18 protein-coding genes are annotated in these 21,459 nt (G+C 70.5%); 9 read left to right on the top strand and 9 right to left on the bottom strand.

Going from position 1 to position 21,459, the window contains the following annotated elements:
* Nucleotides 1–97: 97 nt before the first annotated feature.
* The gene (locus tag ACWCQ6_RS16940; RefSeq protein ID WP_451089865.1) at nt 98–487 is read left to right on the top strand and encodes a VOC family protein; all 390 of its coding nucleotides are present in this window, start codon (nt 98–100) and stop codon (nt 485–487) included.
* 73 nt (nt 488–560) lie between these two features.
* Here the strand turns inward: ACWCQ6_RS16940 and ACWCQ6_RS16935 are convergent, their stop codons facing one another.
* The 4 genes from ACWCQ6_RS16935 to ACWCQ6_RS16920 all read right to left on the bottom strand — a co-directional run bounded on the left by ACWCQ6_RS16935 (nt 561) and on the right by ACWCQ6_RS16920 (nt 3,523).
* Nucleotides 561–1,052 (bottom strand): GNAT family N-acetyltransferase, encoded by a 492-nt coding sequence (locus ACWCQ6_RS16935; RefSeq protein WP_451089863.1) that lies wholly within the window; start codon nt 1,050–1,052, stop codon nt 561–563.
* Between the two features lie 54 nt (nt 1,053–1,106).
* Nucleotides 1,107–1,511: a DnaJ family domain-containing protein gene (locus ACWCQ6_RS16930; protein WP_451089861.1), complete on the bottom strand. Its 405-nt coding sequence runs from the start codon at nt 1,509–1,511 to the stop codon at nt 1,107–1,109.
* Between the two features lie 137 nt (nt 1,512–1,648).
* On the bottom strand, nt 1,649–2,590 hold the full coding sequence (locus ACWCQ6_RS16925) for a hypothetical protein (RefSeq protein WP_451089859.1): 942 nt from the start codon (nt 2,588–2,590) through the stop codon (nt 1,649–1,651).
* A gap of 135 nt (nt 2,591–2,725) precedes the next feature.
* Nucleotides 2,726–3,523, bottom strand: a complete 798-nt coding sequence (locus ACWCQ6_RS16920; RefSeq protein ID WP_451089857.1) for a tyrosine-protein phosphatase — start codon at nt 3,521–3,523, stop codon at nt 2,726–2,728.
* Between the two features lie 440 nt (nt 3,524–3,963).
* On the opposite strand from ACWCQ6_RS16920, the gene mutA reads away from it, so the two are divergent.
* From mutA to rho, 4 genes are all read left to right on the top strand, one after another.
* Nucleotides 3,964–5,826, top strand: a complete 1,863-nt coding sequence (mutA, locus tag ACWCQ6_RS16915) for a methylmalonyl-CoA mutase small subunit (RefSeq protein ID WP_451089855.1) — start codon at nt 3,964–3,966, stop codon at nt 5,824–5,826.
* Nucleotides 5,826–8,027, top strand: a complete 2,202-nt coding sequence (gene scpA / locus ACWCQ6_RS16910; RefSeq protein ID WP_451089853.1) for a methylmalonyl-CoA mutase — start codon at nt 5,826–5,828, stop codon at nt 8,025–8,027. The genes mutA and scpA overlap by 1 nt, the downstream gene beginning before the upstream one ends.
* Nucleotides 8,028–8,039: 12 nt before the next feature.
* Complete coding sequence (gene meaB, locus ACWCQ6_RS16905) at nt 8,040–9,029, top strand: methylmalonyl Co-A mutase-associated GTPase MeaB (protein WP_451089851.1); 990 nt, start codon at nt 8,040–8,042, stop codon at nt 9,027–9,029.
* A gap of 516 nt (nt 9,030–9,545) precedes the next feature.
* A complete protein-coding gene (gene rho / locus ACWCQ6_RS16900) occupies nt 9,546–10,688 on the top strand; it encodes a transcription termination factor Rho (RefSeq protein WP_451089849.1) in 1,143 nt (380 codons plus the stop codon).
* Between the two features lie 186 nt (nt 10,689–10,874).
* On the opposite strand, the gene ACWCQ6_RS16895 is transcribed toward rho, so the two are convergent.
* The 5 genes from ACWCQ6_RS16895 to ACWCQ6_RS16875 all read right to left on the bottom strand — a co-directional run bounded on the left by ACWCQ6_RS16895 (nt 10,875) and on the right by ACWCQ6_RS16875 (nt 17,989).
* A complete protein-coding gene (locus ACWCQ6_RS16895; RefSeq protein WP_451089847.1) occupies nt 10,875–12,236 on the bottom strand; it encodes an NAD(P)/FAD-dependent oxidoreductase in 1,362 nt (453 codons plus the stop codon).
* A 128-nt stretch (nt 12,237–12,364) separates the two neighbouring features.
* Nucleotides 12,365–12,706 (bottom strand): hypothetical protein, encoded by a 342-nt coding sequence (locus ACWCQ6_RS16890; protein WP_451089845.1) that lies wholly within the window; start codon nt 12,704–12,706, stop codon nt 12,365–12,367.
* A gap of 29 nt (nt 12,707–12,735) precedes the next feature.
* The gene (ctaD, locus tag ACWCQ6_RS16885; protein WP_451089843.1) at nt 12,736–14,466 is read right to left on the bottom strand and encodes an aa3-type cytochrome oxidase subunit I; all 1,731 of its coding nucleotides are present in this window, start codon (nt 14,464–14,466) and stop codon (nt 12,736–12,738) included.
* Between the two features lie 334 nt (nt 14,467–14,800).
* Nucleotides 14,801–15,538 (bottom strand): SDR family oxidoreductase, encoded by a 738-nt coding sequence (locus ACWCQ6_RS16880; protein ID WP_451089841.1) that lies wholly within the window; start codon nt 15,536–15,538, stop codon nt 14,801–14,803.
* Nucleotides 15,539–15,766: 228 nt separating this feature from the next.
* Nucleotides 15,767–17,989 (bottom strand): NADP-dependent isocitrate dehydrogenase, encoded by a 2,223-nt coding sequence (locus tag ACWCQ6_RS16875; RefSeq protein ID WP_451089839.1) that lies wholly within the window; start codon nt 17,987–17,989, stop codon nt 15,767–15,769.
* 222 nt (nt 17,990–18,211) lie between these two features.
* Between ACWCQ6_RS16875 and ACWCQ6_RS16870 the strand changes: the two genes are divergently transcribed.
* The 4 genes from ACWCQ6_RS16870 (at nt 18,212) to ACWCQ6_RS16855 (ending at nt 21,448) form a co-directional block, all read left to right on the top strand.
* Nucleotides 18,212–19,141, top strand: coding sequence for an LLM class F420-dependent oxidoreductase (locus tag ACWCQ6_RS16870; protein ID WP_451089837.1), 930 nt, complete (start codon nt 18,212–18,214; stop codon nt 19,139–19,141).
* A 245-nt stretch (nt 19,142–19,386) separates the two neighbouring features.
* Complete coding sequence (dhaK, locus tag ACWCQ6_RS16865) at nt 19,387–20,379, top strand: dihydroxyacetone kinase subunit DhaK (RefSeq protein WP_451089835.1); 993 nt, start codon at nt 19,387–19,389, stop codon at nt 20,377–20,379.
* A gap of 47 nt (nt 20,380–20,426) precedes the next feature.
* Nucleotides 20,427–21,041 carry a dihydroxyacetone kinase subunit DhaL gene (dhaL, locus tag ACWCQ6_RS16860; protein ID WP_451089833.1) on the top strand — a complete coding sequence of 205 codons (615 nt, stop codon included), beginning with the start codon at nt 20,427–20,429 and terminating at the stop codon, nt 21,039–21,041.
* Complete coding sequence (locus ACWCQ6_RS16855) at nt 21,038–21,448, top strand: PTS-dependent dihydroxyacetone kinase phosphotransferase subunit DhaM (RefSeq protein WP_451089831.1); 411 nt, start codon at nt 21,038–21,040, stop codon at nt 21,446–21,448. The genes dhaL and ACWCQ6_RS16855 overlap by 4 nt, the downstream gene beginning before the upstream one ends.
* The last annotated feature ends 11 nt before the right edge of the window (nt 21,449–21,459 follow it).

The following is a 21,459-nucleotide window of genomic DNA, read 5'->3' as shown; positions in this document are numbered from 1 at the left end:
GGCCTCACCTAGGATTTCGATTACGGCATCGCGCGTCGGTCACCGGCCGGGTGAGGCGTGGAGGTGCCCGTGAGATGCCCGTTGGAGGCATTCCACAGTGTCAGTCGAGTTGAATCACACCATCATCCACTCCCGGGACAACCGGGAGTCCGCCGAGTTCCTTGCGGACATACTGGGGCTCGAAACCGGCGAGGAATGGGGCCCGTTCATCCCGGTCACCACCGCGAACGGTGTCACACTGGACTTCGCGACCATTCCCGAAGCCTCGATCACCATGCAGCACTACGCCTTCCTCATCTCGGAGGCGGAGTTCGACACCGCGTACGCCCGCATCAAGGAACTCGGGGTCGAGTACTTCGCGGATCCGCACCGGAAGCATCCGGGCGAGATCAACCACAACGACGGCGGCCGGGGCGTGTACTTCCTCGATCCCGCCGGTCACGCCATGGAGATCATCACGCGCCCGTACGGCGGCTTCCCCTCGTAGCACGGCGTCCTGAGAGGAGGGTTCGTCCGGGGCTCGTGCACGGCGGGGCCCGGCCGGGCCCCGCCGTGCCGGATCAGGCGATCGGCAGCAGCAGTTCGGGCCGGTCCCACATCACCGCGGGCGGGTCGGCCGCCAGGGTGCCGGTCCGCCGGGCGCCCACACTGCGGTAGAAGCCCTCGGCGGGCGGGTGCGAGACGACGCGTACTCCGGTGAGGCCGGCGCGTTCCGCCTCACCGCGCAGATGCCCGACGAGGAGCCGTCCGATGCCGAGTCCCTGTGCGTCGTCGGCGACGAACATCAGGTCGAGTTCCGGCGGATCGAGAACGAGCGAGTAGAAGCCCAGCACCCGCTCGGTGCCGGGCTCCACGGCCGCGAAGACCCGATGGGTCTCGATGTAGTCGGGACCCACCCGGTATCCGGCGACCGCGGCGGCATACGGCCCCTCGTAGGCGCGGGAGGCCCTGATCAGTCGGGTGAGCCGCTTGGCGTCCCGGGCGGTGGCCCGCCTGATGCACACGGTCTCCCGCCGCCCGCCGCCACCCCGGCGCGTAATGCTCGATGTCATGGGTGGAGTATTACGCATCCGGTTGCCGGGCACCCACTCGCGAGCCCGTGGGGGCTACGAGCGATCGCGCGCCGCGCGCCATTCGTCGACCACGGCGTCGATGTCGAACGGCTTGAGGTTCAGCAACGGTCCCGGCGGCGGCCGCCTGACGGCCGCACGGATCTTCTTGTTGACCTCGGTCAGCATGCGCCGCACCTCGGCCTCCGTCCGCGCCCCGGACACGGCTTCGGCCACATCCTCCGCCTCTTTGCGCAGGGCCAGCGTCGGCGGGAGCACCGACACCCCCTCGCGCTGCATCTTCCGCTTGATCCACCAGTTCTCGTCGTAGGGAGCCTCAGCATTTTCGAGCGGCTTGCCGAATCCCGGCGAGTGCGAGAGGTCGCCGCGCTGCTCGGACTCCCGGATCTGCTTGTCGACCCATGATTCGAAGCTGACGCCCGCAGGCTTGCGCTCGGTCACGTACGCCCCTCTCGGAGGATTCGAAATCCGGTCCTCCCACGATACCCAGGGGCCGAGGGGGAACGGCGGCACGCCCTCACCCACCGCTGCGCAACACGCGCTGCCACAGGGTCACTTCGAGTCACGAACCGCTCGCGTCAGTGGGCGTGCGCGGCAGGCTCGCCGGTCCCGCCGTCCTGATGTGCGCCATCACCGTTGCCCGGTTCCGCCACCCGCACGGTGAACGCAGCCGTGCGCACCTTGCCCTCGTGCTTGAAGTCGAGGAAGAGCCGGTACGTGCCCGCGCTGGGCGCCGTCGCCGTGAAGGACACCACCGGACCCGGGCCCCCCTCGTTCGGGTGGACGTGCAGATAGGCCAGGTCACCCGAGCGCAGGGCGACCAGGTGCCCGTACGCGCCGAGGTAGGGCTCCAGATCGGTGACGGGGCGGCCGTCCTTGCTGATGGACGGTTTGAGTTCGCCGGCCCGGCCGGCGAACAGTCCGCCGTCGAGCGTGACGCGGTAGCCGTCGACCTCGGCAGTGCCGCCCGGGGCGGGGAGAGCGGCGGGGCGGTAGGCGCCGGAGACGGCCAGATCCGCCCCCAGCGTGAGGTTCTCGGCACCCTCGGCAGCCGGGGTGAAGTCGGCGAACACCCGGTAGCCACCGGCTTCGGGAAGGTCGACCGGCGTCGACCAGGTGCCGTCGGCAGCGCGGACGGGGTGCAGATGGCGGTACTGGGTGAGGTCGGTGGAGGCGAGGATGAAATGCAGCTCCTTGCCGTGCTCACGCCGATAGGCGGTGACCTTGCGCCCGCTGTCGTCCTTGACGGCGAACCGGATCTCGGAGCGGGCCCCGGCCCGGACCGTCGGTGTCTCCAGGGCCAGCGTGTACCCGCCTTCGGACACCTGCAGCCCGCCCGGCGCGTGGTCGGCCGCAGCCTTCGACCCGCCCTCCCCTCCCCCGCCGTGGCCACCGTGCTGCCCCGCGGGGCGGTCCTCCGCAGCCACCAGCGGGTCGACGCTCCTGCCCACTCCGTACGCGGTTCCGAAGGTCGCGGCGAGCGCGGCGGCGAAGGCGGTGATCCTCAGTGCGTTGTTCATGACGGTTTCCTCCATCGGGTCGACCGGGAGGCAGCGCCCCCGACGCACGACAACATACCCCCTGGGGGTATCAAGTCAACCTGGAGCGCCCCTCACTCCAGGGGTGCATGCGAGGAAGAGCCGACCAGACGCCGCTCAGGCGGGCACCACCAGTCCGTCGCGAAGCCGTTCCATCGCCGCTTCGGGAATGCGCAGACCGTCGCGCACATAGCCGTCGAGCCCGCCCCACCTCTCCTCCACGGCGTCCAGCGCCGTGTCGAGGTAGCGCGGACGGACCTCGGTGATCGCGGACGCGATCGCCGGGTCGCCGCCCGCGTCGAGGAAGTCCTGCACATAGGGCGCGAAGGCGACCCTCAGCACGGGGTTCACCGCGAGGAACTCGGCGCGCACGACATCGCGTGACGCCCCGATCATCATCAGGAGCAGGGCGGTGGCCCAGCCGGTACGGTCCTTGCCCGCCGTGCAGTGGAAGAGCACCGGGCGGGCGCGGTCGTCGGCGACCGTCTCGACGAAGGCCCGGTAGGCGGCGGACGCACCCGGCGAGAGCACCATCTGCCGGTAGGTGTCCGCGAACAGCCCCTCCGCCTTCCCGCCCCCCAGCGTCCGCTCCGCCTCGACGGGGTCGGTGAGCAGCGCGCGCAGCCGGGCAGGCGCCACGCCCGGGTTGTCCCCGAGCACGTCGGCGACGAACAGCCGCGCCCCGGAGGGCAGCCGGTCGGGTGCCGCGGCGCGCTCGTCGGCGGTGCGCAGATCGACGACGGTACGGATGCCGAGCGCGGCCACCTGCGAGTCATGCGCCGCGTCGAGCCCGCTGAGCTGCCCGGACCGCAGCACGACACCCGCCCGGACCCGGTGATCCGGGCCCAGGGCGATGCCGCCCAGGTCGCGCAGGTTGAGGACGGTGGTTGCCGGGACGGCCCTGGCGGTCTGCACGATGAACTTCCCCTTTTCCCGACGGGTATCCGAATTCATTCGGCCTGGCCGGATCCAACGTCGCACGCAGTCGGGAAATCGACAAAGTAAAACGCCGGACGGTATCGATCGGGGGGCACCGGCGACGACAACGGAAAATGTGAAATCGCAACCGCCCCCAACCAGGTCAGGGGCACACCACACCAATAGCGGTGTCCTTTCCGGAGGACCGCCCTAAGGGCAACGCCGATCGGAGCGTGGACCGGCAAGAAGGCCCCTCGAATTCCAGGCCCCGCGGTTCCCGCGGGGCCACTGGACGGGCCGGCTCCACGGAATCCTCCCCAGCCCGCGGGGCCGGTCGTCTACGCGACGGTGGGTGAAGGATCAAGTGCGCTCCGGAGAGGGCAAGGTCACAAGGGGAACCCATGCTCCTCCCCAGCGCCCTGACCTAGCATCTGGGCATGACGGTCCTGCCTGCCGACGGGCTTTCGTTGGCCGCCGAATTCCCTGCCCCCGCCCATGAGCACTGGCAACGCCTCGTCGAAGGCGTGCTGCGCAAGTCGGGCAAGGACGTCGAGGGTTCGGCCGCCGAGGAAGCACTGTCCACCACGGTGGAGGACGGGCTCATCACCCGCCCCCTCTACACCTCGCGCGACAGCGCGCCCGATGCCGGATATCCGGGCTTCGCCCCCTTCACCCGCGGCAGCAAGCCCGAGGGGAACGCGGCGGGCGGCTGGGACGTACGGCAACAGCATGCCCTCGCGGATCCCGCGCGTCTCAACGAGGCGGTGCTCGCCGACCTGGAGAACGGCGTCACCTCGCTGTGGCTGGCCGTGGGCGGTGCCGCGGGTGTTCCGGTGTCCGCGCTGGCGGGGGCCCTGGACGGCGTCTACCTCGATCTGGCTCCCGTGGTGCTCGATGCCGGAGGTGAGACCGACGCCGCGGCCACGGAGCTGCTGCGGATCTGCGCGGAGCGGGGCGTCGACGCGCGAAGCGTGCGCGGCAATCTCGGCGCGGACCCGCTCGGGCTGGCTGCCCGCACCGGCGCCGAGCCCGATCTGCCGGCCGCGGTCCACTGGGCGCGGCGGTGCGCACAGGAGTTTCCCGGGCTGCGGGCACTGACCGTCGACGGGCTGCCGTACCACGAGGCCGGCGGTTCGGCGGCCGAGGAGCTGGGTGCTTCGCTGGCGACCGGTGTCGCCCTGCTGCGGGCACTGACGGATGCCGGGCTGTCGGTCGAAGAGGCCTGTGGGCAGATGGAGTTCCGGTACGCCGCGACCGCCGACCAGTTCCTCACCGTCGCCAAGCTGCGGGCCGCTCGCCGGCTGTGGTCCCGAGTGGCCGAGGTGTGCGGGGCCGCCGGGGCCGGTGCCCAGCGCCAGCACGCGGTGACGTCGTCGGTGATGATGACGCGGCGTGATCCCTGGGTGAACATGCTGCGCACAACGCTGGCATGTCTGGGGGCGGGTGTCGGCGGCGCCGACTCCGTCACCGTGCTGCCGTTCGATCACGCGCTGGGCCTGCCGGACGCGTTCGCCCGGCGCATCGCCCGCAACACGTCGACGATCCTGCTGGAGGAGTCGCACCTGGCCCGGGTCATCGACCCGGCGGGAGGTTCCTGGTACGTCGAGCGGCTCACCACCGAACTCGCCGACGCCGCATGGTCGTTCTTCCAGGAGATCGAAGGCTCCGGCGGCCAGGCCGCCGCCCTTCGCTCCGGGATGATCGGCGAGCGTCTCGCGGCCACCTGGGCGGCGCGCAGCAAGGATCTGGCGCGCCGCAAGGAGCCGATCACCGGAGTCAGCGAGTTCCCGCAACTGTCGGAGCGGCCGGTCGAGCGCGAACCGGCCCCGACCGGAACGGCCGCGGCCCCGGGCGGTCTGCCCCGGGTCCGCCGTGACGAGGCGTTCGAGGCGCTGCGCGCCCGGTCGGACGCGCACCTCGCGGTGACCGGGGAGCGCCCGAAGGTCTTCCTCGCCGCGCTCGGCCCCGCCGCGGCGCACACCGCGCGGGCGTCGTTCGCCGCCAACCTCTTCCAGGCGGGCGGTATCGAGCCGGTCCACGACCCGGTGTCGGTCGACGCGGCTTCGGCCGCCGACGCGTTCAGGGCCAGCGGCGCGGCCGTGGCGTGCCTCTGTTCCAGCGACGCGCTCTACGCCGAGCAGGCCGGGGCGGTCGCCGAGGCGCTGGGATCGGCAGGTGCGCTGCGCGTGTTCCTCGCCGGCCGGCCCGCCGGGTACGCCGGCGTCGACGAGTACGTCTTCGCGGGCTCCGATGTGGTGGCCGTGCTCTCCTCCCTTCTCGACCGTATGGATGTGGCGTAATGCGTATCCCTGACTTCTCCGGCATCGAGCTCGGTCCGGGTGCCGCCGCCGAGGTGTCCGAGGAGCGGTGGCGCACCTCGGTGAAGGAGTCCTCCGGCAGTTCCGACGACGATCTGCTGTGGGAGACCCCGGAAGGCATCGGGGTCAAGCCGCTGTACACCGGGCACGACCTCGAAGGGCTCGACTTCCTCGGTACGTATCCGGGCATCGCTCCGTATCTGCGGGGACCGTACCCGACGATGTACGTCAACCAGCCCTGGACGATCCGTCAGTACGCCGGGTTCTCCACCGCCGAGGAGTCCAACGCCTTCTACCGCCGCAACCTCGCGGCCGGGCAGAAGGGGCTCTCCGTCGCCTTCGACCTGCCGACCCACCGCGGATACGACAGCGACCACCCGAGGGTGACCGGTGACGTCGGCATGGCGGGCGTGGCGATCGACTCGATCTACGACATGCGGCAGCTCTTCGACGGCATCCCGCTGGACCGGATGTCGGTGTCGATGACGATGAACGGCGCGGTGCTCCCCGTACTGGCGCTGTACATCGTGGCCGCGGAGGAACAGGGCGTAGGACCCGAGAAGCTGGCCGGAACCATTCAGAACGACATTCTGAAGGAGTTCATGGTCCGCAACACCTACATCTATCCGCCGAAGCCCTCGATGCGGATCATCTCCGACATCTTCGCGTACACCTCCCAGAAGATGCCGCGCTACAACTCGATCTCCATCTCCGGCTATCACATCCAGGAGGCGGGCGCGACAGCCGATCTGGAGCTGGCGTACACCCTCGCGGACGGTGTGGAGTATCTGCGGGCCGGACGCAACGCCGGTCTCGACGTGGACGCGTTCGCACCGCGGCTGTCGTTCTTCTGGGCGATCGGCATGAACTTCTTCATGGAGATCGCAAAGTTGCGGGCGGCCCGGCTGCTCTGGGCCAAGCTGGTCAAGGAGTTCGAACCGAAGAACGCCAAGTCGCTTTCGCTGCGCACCCATTCGCAGACCTCAGGGTGGTCGCTGACCGCTCAGGACGTGTTCAACAACGTCACCCGGACCTGTGTGGAGGCGATGGCCGCCACACAGGGGCATACCCAGTCGCTGCACACCAACGCACTCGACGAGGCACTCGCCCTGCCGACGGACTTCTCCGCCCGGATCGCCCGGAACACCCAGCTGCTGCTCCAGCAGGAGTCGGGCACCGGCCGGGTGATCGACCCGTGGGGTGGCAGCGCGTACGTGGAGAAGCTGACGTACGACCTGGCGCGCCGGGCCTGGCAGCACATCGAGGAGGTCGAGGCCGCGGGCGGCATGGCTCAGGCCATCGACGCGGGCATCCCGAAGCTCCGGGTGGAGGAGGCCGCGGCCCGCACCCAGGCGCGGATCGACTCCGGGCGCCAGCCGGTGATCGGGGTGAACAAGTACCGGGTGGAGAGCGATGAGCAGATCGATGTGCTCAAGGTCGACAACTCGTCGGTGCGCGCCCAGCAGATCGAGAAGCTGCGCCGGCTGCGCGAGGAGCGCGACGAGTCGGCCTGCCGGGCCGCGCTGAACGCGCTCACGGCGGCGGCCGAGCGGGAGCCCGGCCCCGGTCTCGAAGGCAATCTGCTGGCCCTCGCCGTCGACGCGGCACGCGCGATGGCGACGGTGGGCGAGATCTCGGATGCCCTGGAGAAGGTGTACGGGAGGCATGCGGGCCAGATCCGTACGATCTCCGGTGTGTATCGCAACGAGGCAGGTGAATCCCCCTCCGTGGACCGGACCCGGGCGCTGGTGGACAGGTTCGAGGAGGCCGAGGGGCGCCGTCCGCGCATCCTGGTCGCCAAGATGGGACAGGACGGCCACGACCGCGGTCAGAAAGTGATCTCGACGGCCTTCGCCGACCTGGGCTTCGACGTCGACGTCGGCCCGCTCTTCCAGACACCGGCCGAGGTGGCGCGGCAGGCGGTGGAGGCGGACGTGCACATCGTGGGCGTCTCCTCGCTGGCCGCCGGGCACCTCACGCTGGTGCCGGCGCTTCGCGAGGAGCTGGCGGCCGAGGGGCGCGAGGACATCGTGATCGTGGTGGGCGGGGTGATTCCGCCGCAGGACGTCGAGGCGCTGCACGAGGCGGGCGCAACGGCCGTGTTCCCGCCCGGCACGGTCATTCCGGATGCCGCGTACGACCTGGTGACGCGGCTCGGTGCCGCGCTGGGTCACGAGCTGTGAGCCGCTGACCCGATGGCTCCGAAGATCGACATCGACAGTTACGTGAAGGGGGTACTCGACGGGAAGCGGGCACACATCGCGCGTGCCATCACTCTCGTCGAGTCCACCCGCCCCGATCACCGGGCGCTGGCCCAGCAGTTGCTGGGCGAGTTGCTGCCGCGCTCCGGCGCCGCCCGGCGGATCGGCATCAGCGGCGTGCCGGGGGTCGGGAAGTCCACCTTCATCGACGCCCTGGGCACCATGCTCACCGAGCTCGGTCACCGGGTCGCGGTGCTGGCCGTCGACCCGTCCTCCAGCCGTACGGGCGGCTCCATCCTGGGCGACAAGACCAGGATGGAGCGGCTCGCGGTGGACCCGGCGGCGTTCGTGCGCCCGTCTCCGACCGCCGGGACCCTCGGCGGGGTGGCCAAGGCGACCCGGGAGTCCATCGTGGTGATGGAGGCCGCGGGATACGACGTGGTGCTGGTGGAGACAGTGGGCGTCGGGCAGTCGGAGACGGCGGTGGCCGACATGGTCGACACGTTTCTGCTGCTGACGCTGGCCCGGACCGGCGATCAGCTCCAGGGGATCAAGAAGGGTGTGCTGGAACTGGCGGACGCGATCGCGGTCAACAAGGCGGACGGCCCGCACGAGCGCGACGCCCGCGCGGCGGCGCGTGAACTGGCGGGTGCGCTGCGGCTGATGCACCCGGTGGACGCGGCGTGGACCCCGCCGGTCCTCACCTGCAGCGCCCGTGATTCGGCCGGTCTCGACACGTTGTGGGAACGGCTGGAGCAGCATCGCGCGCTGCTGGAATCGACCGGCCGGCTCACCGCGAAGCGCCGTGATCAGCAGGTCGACTGGACCTGGACGATGGTGCGGGACGAGCTGCTGGAGAGTCTGCGCGGCCATCCGGAGGTGCGCGCGCTCACTCCGGAGCTCGAACAGCGGGTACGGGACGGCGAGTTGACGGCCACGCTGGCGGCCGAGCGGATCCTTGCCGCGTTCCGGGGTACGGCCTGATCCGGCTGAAGGCCGGTGGTCGGGGTCTCGCCCCGGCCACCGGACGGACCGCTCCTGCAGATCGAGCTGGTACTCGACCGACCTGTGCGCCGGCTCGTAGCCGAGCTCGTCGTTGATGCGCCGCATGTACGTATTGCTGTCGGCGGTGTCCGTCAGCAGCCCTTCCAGGCCCGGGTGGCTCTCGCGGGCGGGTGGCCGGCAGAACCACATCACTCGGCGGACGCCGCGGCAACCGGATATCGGGGGCTTCGTCCCCACCCCGGACCCCGAGCGCCGTGGTACCGTGCAGCCAGCACATGTGTCTGCCTCGTTTCGAGGCGCCGGTGCCGATTCACCTCTCCGAAGCCGCCGCGTCCATCTCCATTCGAGCGGCGATCCGGCTTTCTGCACCACCTCACCCAGCTCTGGCCAGGCTTTCTCCGTCCGAGCTTTCCCGCCCGTCGTGCGGGGCGTGACCTCGTCCGCCCGCGCCGTCCGGCCCCTTCGTTCGCCATGTCCGCGAAAGGACCGCTCTTCATGACCAGCACTCTCGAACACCCGCTCCTGAAAAAGGAGTTGACCACCGAGGAGGCCAGAGGTGTCCTCGACCTCACCCATCAGGGGAACGGCGCGCTGCGCGTCCGGGGCGGCCACCCCTCCCCCGGCGACGTGGTGGTCCCGGCCGCCCTGATCCGCCGTCACGGCCTGCGCCGGGGCGATGCCGTCGGGGGGCTCTGCGACCGGCCACGCACCCTGTCCACGGTGAAGCGGGTCAACGGCCGCTCCCCGCAGGCCCTTCGCGGCCGCCCGCACTTCCGCGACCTCACCCCGCTCCATCCCGGGCAACGGCTGCGGCTGGAGACACCGTCAGGCGGCCCCGCGATGCGGCTCGTCGACCTGGTCGCACCGATCGGCAAGGGGCAGCGCGGGCTCCTCGTCGCGCCGCCGAGGACCGGCAAGACGGTGCTGCTCCAGCAGATCGCCGCCGCCGTCGCCGCCAACCACCCCGAGTGCCATCTGATGGTGGTACTGGTCGACGAACGTCCCGAAGAAGTCACCGACATGCGCCGGTCCGTACGGGGCGAGGTGCTCGCCTCGACGTTCGACCGGCCCGCCGAGGAGCACATCGCACTCGCCGAACTCGCGGTCGAACGAGCCAAGCGGCTGGTCGAACAGGGCCAGGACGTCGTCATCCTGCTCGACTCCCTCACCCGGCTGTGCCGCGCCCACAACAACGCCTGCGCCGCGGGCGGACGCACCCTCAGCGGCGGCGTGGACGCGGCCGCCCTGCTCGGCCCCAAGCGATTCTTCGGCGCCGCACGGCGCACCGAGGAGGGCGGCTCCCTCACCGTCCTGGCCACCGCACTGGTGGAGACCGGCTCCCGCGCCGACGACTACTTCTTCGAGGAGCTGAAGAGCACGGGCAACATGGAGCTCCGGCTCGACCGCCGGCTCGCCGAGAAGCGCATCCACCCGGCCGTGAACATTCCGGCGTCCGGCACCCGGCGCGAGGAACTCCTCGTGCCGGCGGGCGAGTTGCGAGTCGTACGGGGCCTGCGGCGCGCGCTGCACGGCAGGGACCCGCAGAACGCGCTGGAGACACTGCTCGACCGGATCCGCCGCACCCCGAACAACGCGGCCTTTCTTCGCGCCGTCCACCGCACCGTGCCGGAGACCTGAGCCCGCACGGGCGGCCCCGGCCCCGCGCAATGGCATGGCTGGGCCATCGCGTGATCCGCGCCTCGCGAACACAGGGAGAGCAGCCACGTGGAATTCCGCCGGCCGGGTGCGGGCAACAGCCGACCCGGCCGGCCTTCTCCGCCCCGGCCCCCTCAGTGAGCGGGGCCGGGGCGGAGCAGTGCGCGGTCAGGTGCCGGTGTGCAGCGAGGCGGTGTGCTCGCGGACCTGCGCCGGTGTGAGGTAGGCGTCCGTGTACTCGAAGTCGCGCAGTTTGGCCGGCTGCCGGGACAGGAAGCCGGTGCGTACGAAGTCGTCGCCCGCGACCGCGTTGAGCACCCAGTTGGTCATGACACGTGCCTTGGCGACATTGGTGCGCAGCGCCGACCAGTGATATCCGCGGGCGACGGCCTGCGCGGGGACTCCGTGCAGCTCGACGCCGAGCGGCTTGGAGACCGCGTCCTTGCCGCCGAGGTCCACGACGAGGCCGAGGTCCTTGTGGACGTACGGCTTCAGCGGCTGGTGGCGCAGGGTCGCGATGAGGTTGTCGGCAAGCCTGCGGCCCTGGCGCGAGGCGTGCTGTGCGGTGGGCGGGCAGACCGCACCGTCGCCCTTGCTGAGGTCCGGTACGGCCGCGCAGTCGCCGAGGGCGAAGACGCCGTCGAAGCCCGGCAGGCTCATCTCGGGGGTGACGGCCAGTCGGCCACGTACCGTCTCCGCGTCGAGCGTGGTGACCAGCGGGCTCGCGGTGACACCCGCCGTCCAGATCAGGGTCCGGCAGGGCAGCACCCGGCCGTCGGAAAAGGTCACCTTCTCCGGAGCGGCCTCGGCGATCGAGACGCCGAGAGACACCTCGATGCCGCGGGCGCGCAGCACCTCCAGGGCGCTCCGGCCCAGCTTGTCGCCCAGCTCGGGCATCAGCTTCGGAGCGATGTCGATGAGGTGCCACTTGATGAGCTTCGGGTCGAGCCTCGGGTATTGCCTGACCGCGTTGGTGGTGAGGCGCTGCAGACAGGCGGCCGTCTCGGTACCGGCGTAGCCACCGCCGACCACCACGAACTGCAGGCGCGAGGCTCGTTCGTTCTCGTCGTGGCTGGCGTCCGCGAGATCGAGCTGGGCGATCACGTGGTCTCGTACGTAGGCGGCCTCGGCCAGTGTCTTCATGCCCCGCGCGTTGTCCACCAGACCGGGGATGTCGAAGGTGCGGGTGACGCTCCCGGCACTGAGCACGATGTAGTCGTAGGGCTCGTCGACGATCTCGTCGGTGATCTTGCGGATGATGCAGATCTTCGCCTTGGGATCCACGCCGATCGCCCCGCCCGGGATGATCCGGGTGCGGTGCTTGCGACTGCGGCGCAGCGACACGGCGACCGACTGCGGGGTGAGCACGCCTGCCGCCACATGTGGCAGCAGGGGAAGGTAGAGCTGGTACGAGAACGGGGCGACGAGCGTGATCTCCGCCTCACCCGGGGCGAGCCCGCGCTCCAGACGGCGCACGCATTCCACTCCGGCGAATCCGGCGCCGACAACGAGGATCCTGGGTCGTGGCACAGTGTTCGTCCCTTCTCGGGCCTGTACGGTCATCCGTTCGCCTGCCGTAGCACGCGTCCGTCGTTCCATCTTCACGAGCCCGGGGCGAGTTCGCCTGCTGGGGACGGCGGACGGACGACGTCACCCGGTCAGCGGGTCAGCAGGGTGAGTGCGGTACAGGTGCCGCCGACCGCGCCGGCGAAGACGACACCGGCGGCCACGCAGCGTGCCCTGAGCAGGCGGTAGCGCGCCTCGTACTCGCCGCGCAGCGAGGTGGCGCGGGCGGAGATGCGGGCGAGCGTCGCCCGAGATGCGGCGAGGCGGTCGGCGGTGTAGACACGTTCCACGTCCTCGCGCTGGGCCGTGGTGAGCCAGGGCAGCTCGTCGCTGAAGCGGGCCGCCCGGCGGCGGGCCTCCTCGATCTCGGCGCTCCACAGCAGGTAGCCCTGCAGCTGGACCAGACCGCGGGCGCTGTCCTTGTCGGGGTCCACTCGCTCCTCCTCTCGCCGGGCCGCCGCGCTCAGGCCCGGTCGTCTCCCTCGGTCCGGGGCAGCTCCGTCGCCGGCCGGTTGAGGGCTTCGTCGAGCGCGCGGACCGAGGGGTGGTGCAGGTCGAAGGCCGGGGATTCGGAACGGATCCGCGGCAGGGTGAGGAAGTTGTGCCGCGGCGGCGGGCAGGAGGTCGCCCACTCCAGCGAACGGCCGTAGCCCCACGGGTCGTCGACCCCGACGTTCTTGCCGTACTTGGCGGTCTTCCACACGTTGTAGAAGAACGGCAGCATCGACAGACCGAGCAGGAACGAGGAGATCGTCGAGACCGAGTTCAGAGCGGTGAAGCCGTCCGCGGCGAGGTAGTCCGCGTATCGACGCGGCATGCCCTCGGCACCCAGCCAGTGCTGCACCAGGAACGTGCCGTGGAAGCCCACGAACAGCGTCCAGAACGTGATCTTGCCGAGCCGCTCGTCCAGCATCTTGCCGGTGAACTTCGGCCACCAGAAGTGGAATCCGGAGAACATCGCGAAGACCACGGTGCCGAAGACCACGTAGTGGAAATGTGCGACGACGAAGTACGAGTCCGAGACATGGAAGTCCATCGGCGGCGACGCGAGGATCACACCGGTCAGACCGCCGAAGAGGAAGGTCACCAGGAAGCCGATCGACCAGAGCATCGGTGTCTCGAAGGACAGCGATCCCTTCCACATCGTGCCGATCCAGTTGAAGAACTTCACACCGGTCGGCACCGCGATGAGGAACGTCATGAACGAGAAGAACGGCAGCAGCACACTGCCCGTGACGAACATGTGGTGCGCCCACACGGTGATGGAGAGGCCCGCGATGGCGATCGTCGCGCTGATCAGGCCGATGTAGCCGAAGATCGGTTTCCGGCTGAAGACCGGGATGACCTCACTGACGATACCGAAGAACGGCAGAGCGATGATGTACACCTCCGGGTGGCCGAAGAACCAGAAGAGGTGCTGCCAGAGCAGGGCGCCGCCGTTGGCCGGGTCGAAGACGTGCGCGCCGAACTTGCGGTCCGCCTCCAGCACCAGGAGGGCGGCAGCGAGGACCGGGAAGGCCATCAGGACCAGCACAGCGGTCAGCAGGACGTTCCAGACGAAGATCGGCATGCGGAACATCGTCATGCCGGGGGCGCGCATGCCGATGATCGTGGTGATGAAGTTGACCGAACCGAGGATCGTGCCGAAGCCGGAGAAGACCAGACCCATGATCCACATGTCGCTGCCGATGCCCGGTGAACGGACCGAGTCGGTCAGCGGGGAGTAGGCGAACCAACCGAAGTCCGCCGCACCCTGGGGGGTGAGGAAGCCGGCGACCACGAGGATCGAGCCGAAGAGGTACAGCCAGTACGCGAACATGTTCAGCCGCGGGAACGCCACGTCGGGTGCGCCGATCTGCAACGGCATGATCCAGTTGGTGAATCCGGCGAACAGCGGCGTCGCGAACATCAGCAGCATGATCGTGCCGTGGATCGTGAACGCCTGGTTGAACTGCTCGGGCGAGACGATCTGGATCCCCGGATGCGCCAGCTCGGCGCGCATGACCAGGGCCAGCACACCGCCGATGACGAAGAAGGCGAACGAGGTGACGAGGTAGAGCGTGCCGATCGTCTTGTGGTCGGTGGTGGTCAGCCACTTGATGACGACGTTTCCGGGTTCCTTGGCGTGGACGGGAAGCTCGTTCGCGTATGTCTCCTCTTCGTCGGCTGCCCCTGATGTGCCCGTCGTCGTCACTGGGACGCTCCTTCGATCGTCGTTCGCGGGTGGACCGAGCACCCGGCAGGGGCGCCGTTCCCACCGGGACGGCCGGCAGACCGGTCCCGCGCGCGTCACGCCAGATTCCAGGTGCAGCAAATCAGCCGCGGGGCCGCTGCGCGCGGCCCACCGCCCGCCGCCGCGTGACATTCACCCGTCAGGGCGTCCAGGGGAACAGGCCGTCTTTCAGGCCCTCGGTCCGCCGTGGGTCGGGGCGTCGTCGGCCGAACTCCGTTGCGGCGCGGTGTTGTTGACCGGCGTTCCGGTGGATGCCCCGGGCCGGGGCCGGGCGGTGGGCTTCCCCCGCCGCCGATCAGGCAAGCCCGCCCGTCGCCCGGACGTTCTGCCCTGTGATCCACCGGCCGTCGTGACCGGCGAGGAAGGCGACCACGTCGGCCACGTCCGCGGGTTCCCCCAGTCGGCGCAGCGGGGTCATGTCGGCGACTTCCTCCAGTGCCTGCGGCTGGTTGTTGCCGCGCAGCAGCTCGGTGTCGGTGGCGCCGGGCGAGACGGTGTTGACCGTGATCCCGCGGGCCCCGAGTTCGTGGGCGGCGACGGCGGTGAGCTGCTCGACGGCCCCTTTGCTCGCGGCGTAGGCGCAGATGCCGGGACCCGGCCGCGCGGTGTTGGCCGTGGAGATGTTGACGATGCGGCCGCCGTCGCGCATCCGTAACGCCGCGTGGCGGATCGTCATGAAGACCGCTCTGGTGTTGACCGCCAGGACCTGGTCGAAAACCGCCGGATCGGTGTCGGTGAGCAGGGCCGGGGCGGGGCAGAGAGCGGCGTTGTTCACCAGGATGTCCAGCCCGTCGAGCTCTTCCTCGGCGGCCGACATCAGGCGCTCGGGGCCGGCCGGGTCCGCGAGGTCCAGCCGGACGGCCCGGACCCGGCCGCCGTCGCCGCACACCGTGCGGATGACCTCGGCCGCGGCGTCGTCGTCGGCGGCGTAGTTGAAGACCACGTGTGCCCCGTCGCGGCACAGGCGCTCGACGATCGCGCGGCCGATGCCCCGTGATCCACCGGTGACCACGGCGTTCCTGCCTGTCAGCACGGCCTCCCCTTCCAGGGCACGGTTGGTCCGGTTCCAGGGCACGGTTGGTCCGGGCGTTCGAACCTACCGGTGGAAGGGCTCCATGGGGCCGATTTCGCGGAACCTCTTCGCGCCGGCGGCATGGCTGCGGTCCCGCTCCCGGACGCGGTACCGCCCCGGCCGGGCAGGCGCCGACCGGGGCGGGAGGGGTGGGGGGCGCCTGGTCGCGCCCCCCTGTGCAGCGTCTCGTCAGCCGATGGCCGCGATGGCCTGGACGAACGTCTTCGACGGGCGCATGACGGCCGAGGCCTTGGCCGGGTCGGGCTGGTAGTAGCCACCGATGTCGGCCGGGGAGCCCTGCACCGCGATCAGCTCGTCGACGATGGTCTGCTCCTGCTCGCCCAGCGTCTTCGCGAGCGCGGCGAACGCCTGCGCGAGCTGTGCGTCGTCGGTCTGCTGCGCCAGCTCCTGGGCCCAGTACAGGGCCAGGTAGAAGTGGCTGCCGCGGTTGTCGATGCCACCCAGCTTGCGGCTCGGCGACTTGTCCTCGTTGAGGAAGGTGCCGGTCGCGCGGTCGAGAGTGTCGGCGAGGATCTGGGCGCGTGCGTTGCCCGTGGTCGCCGCCAGGTGCTCGAAGCTGGCCGCGAGCGCGAAGAACTCGCCCAGGCTGTCCCAGCGCAGGTAGTTCTCCTTGACCAGCTGCTGGACGTGCTTGGGCGCGGAGCCGCCGGCGCCCGTCTCGAACAGACCGCCGCCGTTCATGAGCGGGACGATGGAGAGCATCTTCGCGCTCGTGCCCAGCTCAAGGATCGGGAACAGGTCGGTCAGGTAGTCACGCAGCACGTTGCCGGTGACCGAGATGGTGTCCTCGCCGCGGCGGATGCGCTCCAGCGAGTACGCGGTCGCCTTGACCGGCGACATGATCTCGATCTGCAGGCCGTCGGTGTCGTGGTCGGCCAGGTACTTCTTGACCTTGGCGATCAGCTGCGCATCGTGGGCGCGGTCCTCGTCGAGCCAGAACACGGCCGGGACGCCGGTGGCGCGGGCGCGGGTGACGGCGAGCTTGACCCAGTCCTGGACCGGCAGGTCCTTGGCCTGGCACATGCGGAAGATGTCGCCGGCGCTCACGGCCTGCTCCAGCACGACGTCGCCGTTGCCGTCGAGAACCCGCACCGTACCGGTGGTGGGGATCTCGAAGGTCTTGTCGTGGCTGCCGTACTCCTCGGCCTTCTGGGCCATCAGACCGACGTTCGGCACCGAGCCCATGGTCGACGGGTCGAAGGCGCCGTTGGCGCGGCAGTCGTCGATGACGACCTGGTAGACGCCCGCGTAGCTGCTGTCCGGCAGCACCGCGAGAGTGTCGGCCTCCTGGCCGTCCGGGCCCCACATGTGACCGGAGGTGCGGATCATGGCCGGCATGGAGGCGTCGACGATGACGTCACTCGGTACGTGCAGGTTGGTGATGCCCTTGTCCGAGTCGACCATGGCCAGCGCGGGGCCCTCGGCCAGCTCGGCCTCGAAGGAGGCCTTGATCTCGGCGCCCATGTGCGGCACCGAGTCCAGGCCCTTGAGGATGGCGCCGAGGCCGTCGTTCGGGGACAGACCGGCCGCGACGAGCACCTCGCCGTACTTGGCGAAGGTGTTCGGGAAGAAGGCGCGGACCACGTGGCCGAAGATGATCGGGTCGGAGACCTTCATCATGGTGGCCTTGAGGTGGACGGAGAACAGCACGCCCTCGGCCTTCGCGCGGGAGACCTGCGCGGTGAAGAACTCGCGCAGGGCGGCGACGCGCATGACCGCCGCGTCGACGACCTCGCCCGCGAGCACCGGCACCGACTCGCGCAGCACGGTGGTGCTGCCGTCGTCGCCCGCGAGCTCGATGCGCAGCGTACCGGCCTCGGCAATGGTCGTGGACTTCTCGGTGGAGCGGAAGTCGTCGACGCCCATGGTGGCGACGTTCGTCTTCGAGTCGGCGGACCACTTGCCCATGCGGTGCGGGTGCGCCTTGGCGTAGTTCTTGACCGAGGCGGGGGCACGGCGGTCGGAGTTGCCCTCACGCAGCACGGGGTTCACCGCGCTGCCCTTGACCTTGTCGTAGCGCGCGCGGACGTCCTTGTCCTCGTCGGTCTGCGGGTCGTCCGGGTAGTCCGGAAGCGCGTAGCCCTGCGCCTGAAGCTCGGCAATGGCCGCCTTCAGCTGCGGGATCGAGGCCGAGATGTTCGGCAGCTTGATGATGTTGGCCTCGGGCCGCTTGGCCAGCTCGCCGAGCTCGGCGAGCGCGTCGTCGATGCGCTGGCCCTCCTCCAGACGCTCGGGGAAGCCCGCGATGATGCGTCCGGCCAGCGAGATGTCACGGCTCTCGACATTGACCCCGGCCGTCGAGGCGTATGCCTGGATGACGGGCAGGAACGAATACGTCGCCAGGGCCGGAGCCTCGTCGGTGTGTGTATAGATGATGGTCGAGTCAGTCACCCTGTGCTCCGCTCCACGTCTGCAACATTGCTTGACATCAAGATATCTCGTGACCGCCCCGGCCTCGACAGGGCCCTGCCTTCGCCGGCGGCGGAGCGTGTCACCCCGGTCGCACCACGCACACCCGCCCCGGGGCGCGCTCACGTCCGCCGGTGCTCCCGGCGGGCAACCAGCAGGTGTCATACGGTGGTTGCCCCACCGCCTGCCAGAAGGAGTGCGCTCATGCCGGTCTCGCTGGGGCTCGGTCTTCCGCAGATGAAGCAGTACGACATCGGCCGCGATGTGGGCGCCGTGGCACGCGCCGCGGAGGAGATCGGCTACGACAGCCTGTGGGTCTTCGAGCGGATCATCTTTCCCGAGCCCGCCACGCAGGGGTTGTACGGCGTTCCGGGGCGGCCGTGGCCCGACCGGTACCGCAGCGTCGCCGATCCGCTGATCACGCTCGCGCTGGCCTGCGGGGCGACGAGCCGGGCCCGGCTCGGGACCAGCGTCCTGGTCGCGCCACTGCACCTGCCGTTCCAGCTGGCCCGTTCGCTCGCCTCGCTCGACGCCGCGAGCGGCGGCCGGGTGGTCGCGGGCCTCGGCACGGGCTGGTCCCTGGACGAGTACGCCGCCGCCTCGGTCGCCCCCTTCGAGAAGCGCGGCGCGGTCCTGGACGAGCTGCTGGACGTGTGCGCGGCGGTCTGGGGCCCGGACCCGGTCTCGTACGAGGGTGAGCTGACCACCATCGCCCCGTCCGAGGTCGGCCCGAAGCCGGCACGCCCCATCCCGGTCTATCTGCCGGCGAACAGTCCCCGGGCCACCCGCCGGCTGGTCGACCGGGCGGACGGCTGGATGCCGGTGGCCACGGGTGCCGCCCAGCTGGCCGAGCAGTGGAAGCGGGTCCAGGACCTGGCGGGCGAGCGCGGCCGGGAGCGTCCGGTCGGCGTCTGCGCCCGCGCCAACGCCAGGTACAGCGCCGGACCGGTCGGCGGTGCGGGCCGCGCCCCCTTCCACGGCAATGCGGCCCAGATCGTCGAGGACCTGGTGGCCCATGCCGCGACGGGCGTTCCGGAGATCCTGCTGGACCTCCAGGGCACGATGCGTGACGCATCGCAGCTGATCGACGTGGCGGCCGAGGTGTACGAGGCGGCGCGGGCGGCAGGCGTCTGACACCACGGCGCAGGAAGGGCCACGGCACGGGCAGGGCTTCGCGGACACGGCCCCGGCCCCGCCGGTTCCCCGGTCCCGGAGGCCACTGAGGAAGTGGACTCCCGTACCCGGCCGGACATCCGTTCAGCGACCTCCGACACAACGTGATACCCGGTCAGTAGAGTCGGCAGCGACTCGGCGAATCCAGCCCGGCCTGTGTGAACCCTGCTCGGTGCCGGACCTTCCCACCTCGCTAGGAGATACCGTTGAGGATGCTGATCAACGTCCCCGAAACCGTTGTCGCGGACGCACTGCGCGGTATGGCCGCCGCCCACCCCGAGCTGACCGTGGATGTCGAGAACCGTGTCGTCGTACGACGTGACGCGCCCGTGGCCGGGAAGGTGGCTCTGGTCTCCGGCGGCGGTTCCGGGCACGAGCCGTTGCACGCGGGGTTCGTCGGGCCCGGGATGCTCTCCGCGGCCTGCCCCGGCGAGGTGTTCACCTCGCCCGTGCCGGATCAGATGCTGCGGGCCGCCGCCGCGGTGGACAGCGGGGCGGGGGTGCTGTTCGTCGTCAAGAACTACACGGGCGACGTGCTGAACTTCGAGATGGCCGCGGAGCTCGCCGAGGACGAGGGCCTGCAGGTCACCCAGGTGCTGGTCAATGACGACGTGGCGGTGACCGACAGCCTCTTCACGGCGGGGCGACGGGGTACGGGCGCCACCCTGTTCGTCGAGAAGATCGCCGGGGCGGCGGCCGACGAGGGCGCGCCCCTGGAGCAGGTGGCAGCGGTCGCCAGGCGGGTGAACGAGGCGTCGCGGAGTTTCGGGGTGGCGCTCGGCGCCGTCACCACACCTGCCAAGGGCTCCCCCACGTTCGATCTGCCGCCGGGTGAGCTGGAGCTCGGGATCGGCATCCACGGCGAGCCGGGGCGGGAGCGACGGCCGATGATGACCTCCCGGGAGATCGCGGACTTCGTGGTGGACGCGGTGCTGGACGACCTGCGGCCGACCGGACCGGTGGTCGTGCTGGTCAACGGCATGGGCGCGACGCCGCTGCTGGAGCTGTACGGGTTCAATGCCGAGGTCCAGCGGGTGCTGTCCGAGCGGGGCGTCGTGGCAGCTCGTACGCTCGTGGGGAACTACGTGACCTCACTCGACATGGCGGGCTGTTCGGTGACGCTCTGCCAGGTGGACGAGGAACTGCTGCGGCTCTGGGACGCGCCGGTGGAGACGCCGGCGCTGCGCTGGGGCCGTTGACCAGCCCGTACCGCACGCCCGTCATGCTGGAGCGACAAGGAGATCATGTGCTTGACACCGACTTCTTCCACCGTTGGATGACCGCGTCCTCGGCCCTGGTGAGCCGTGAGGCGGACCGCCTGACCGCCCTCGACTCAGCGATCGGGGACGCCGATCACGGCAGCAATATGCAGCGCGGGTTCGCCGCGGTGACAGCGGCCCTGGACAAGGAGCCGCCGCAGACTCCGGGGGCCGTACTGATACTGGCCGGACGACAGTTGATCTCGACGGTCGGCGGTGCCTCGGGCCCGTTGTACGGGACGCTGCTGCGGCGTACGGGAAAGGCCCTGGGCGATGCCCCCGTCGTGGCCCCGGAGGAGCTGGCGGAGGCGCTCGGGGTGGGCGTCGCGGCCGTGGCGCAGCTCGGTGGGGCGCAGGCCGGGGACAAGACGATGCTCGATGCGCTGCTGCCGGCCGCCGAGGCGCTCGCCACCTCGTTCGGGGCGGCCCGGGAAGCGGCCGAGGCGGGGGCGCTGGCGACGGTGCCGATGCTGGCCCGCAAGGGCAGGGCGAGCTATCTGGGTGAGCGCAGCATCGGGCATCAGGATCCCGGGGCGACGTCCTCGGCCCTGATCATCGCCGCGCTGGCCGATACCGGAGCGGCGGACGGGAGCGGGGCATGAGCGACGGGAAGCAGGTCGGGATCGTGCTGGTGTCGCACAGCGGCCCGGTGGCCGAGTCCGTCGCAGAGCTGGCCAAGGGCCTTGCCGCGGGCGGCGCCACGGCTCCGGTGGCCGCCGCGGGTGGTAACCCCGCGGGTGGTCTCGGCACGAGTGCGGAGCTGATCGCCGAGGCCGCCAGGTCGGTGGACGGCGGGGCGGGAGTCGCGCTGCTGGTCGATCTGGGCAGCGCGGTACTCACGGTCAAGTCGATGCTCGCCGAGGGTGACGAGCTGCCGGACGGCTCGCGGCTGGTGGACGCGCCATTCGTGGAGGGTGCCGTGGCGGCCGTGGTCACCGCGTCGGCGGGCGGTGACATCGCGGCGGTGGAGGCCGCGGCGTCGGAGGCGTACGGGTACCGCAAGCTGTAGGCGAGCGGGGG

The sequence above is a fragment of the Streptomyces sp. NPDC001880 genome, from assembly GCF_053594575.1.
The sequence above is the reverse complement of the archived record's forward strand: the minus strand, read 5'-3'. Positions and strand labels throughout refer to the sequence as shown.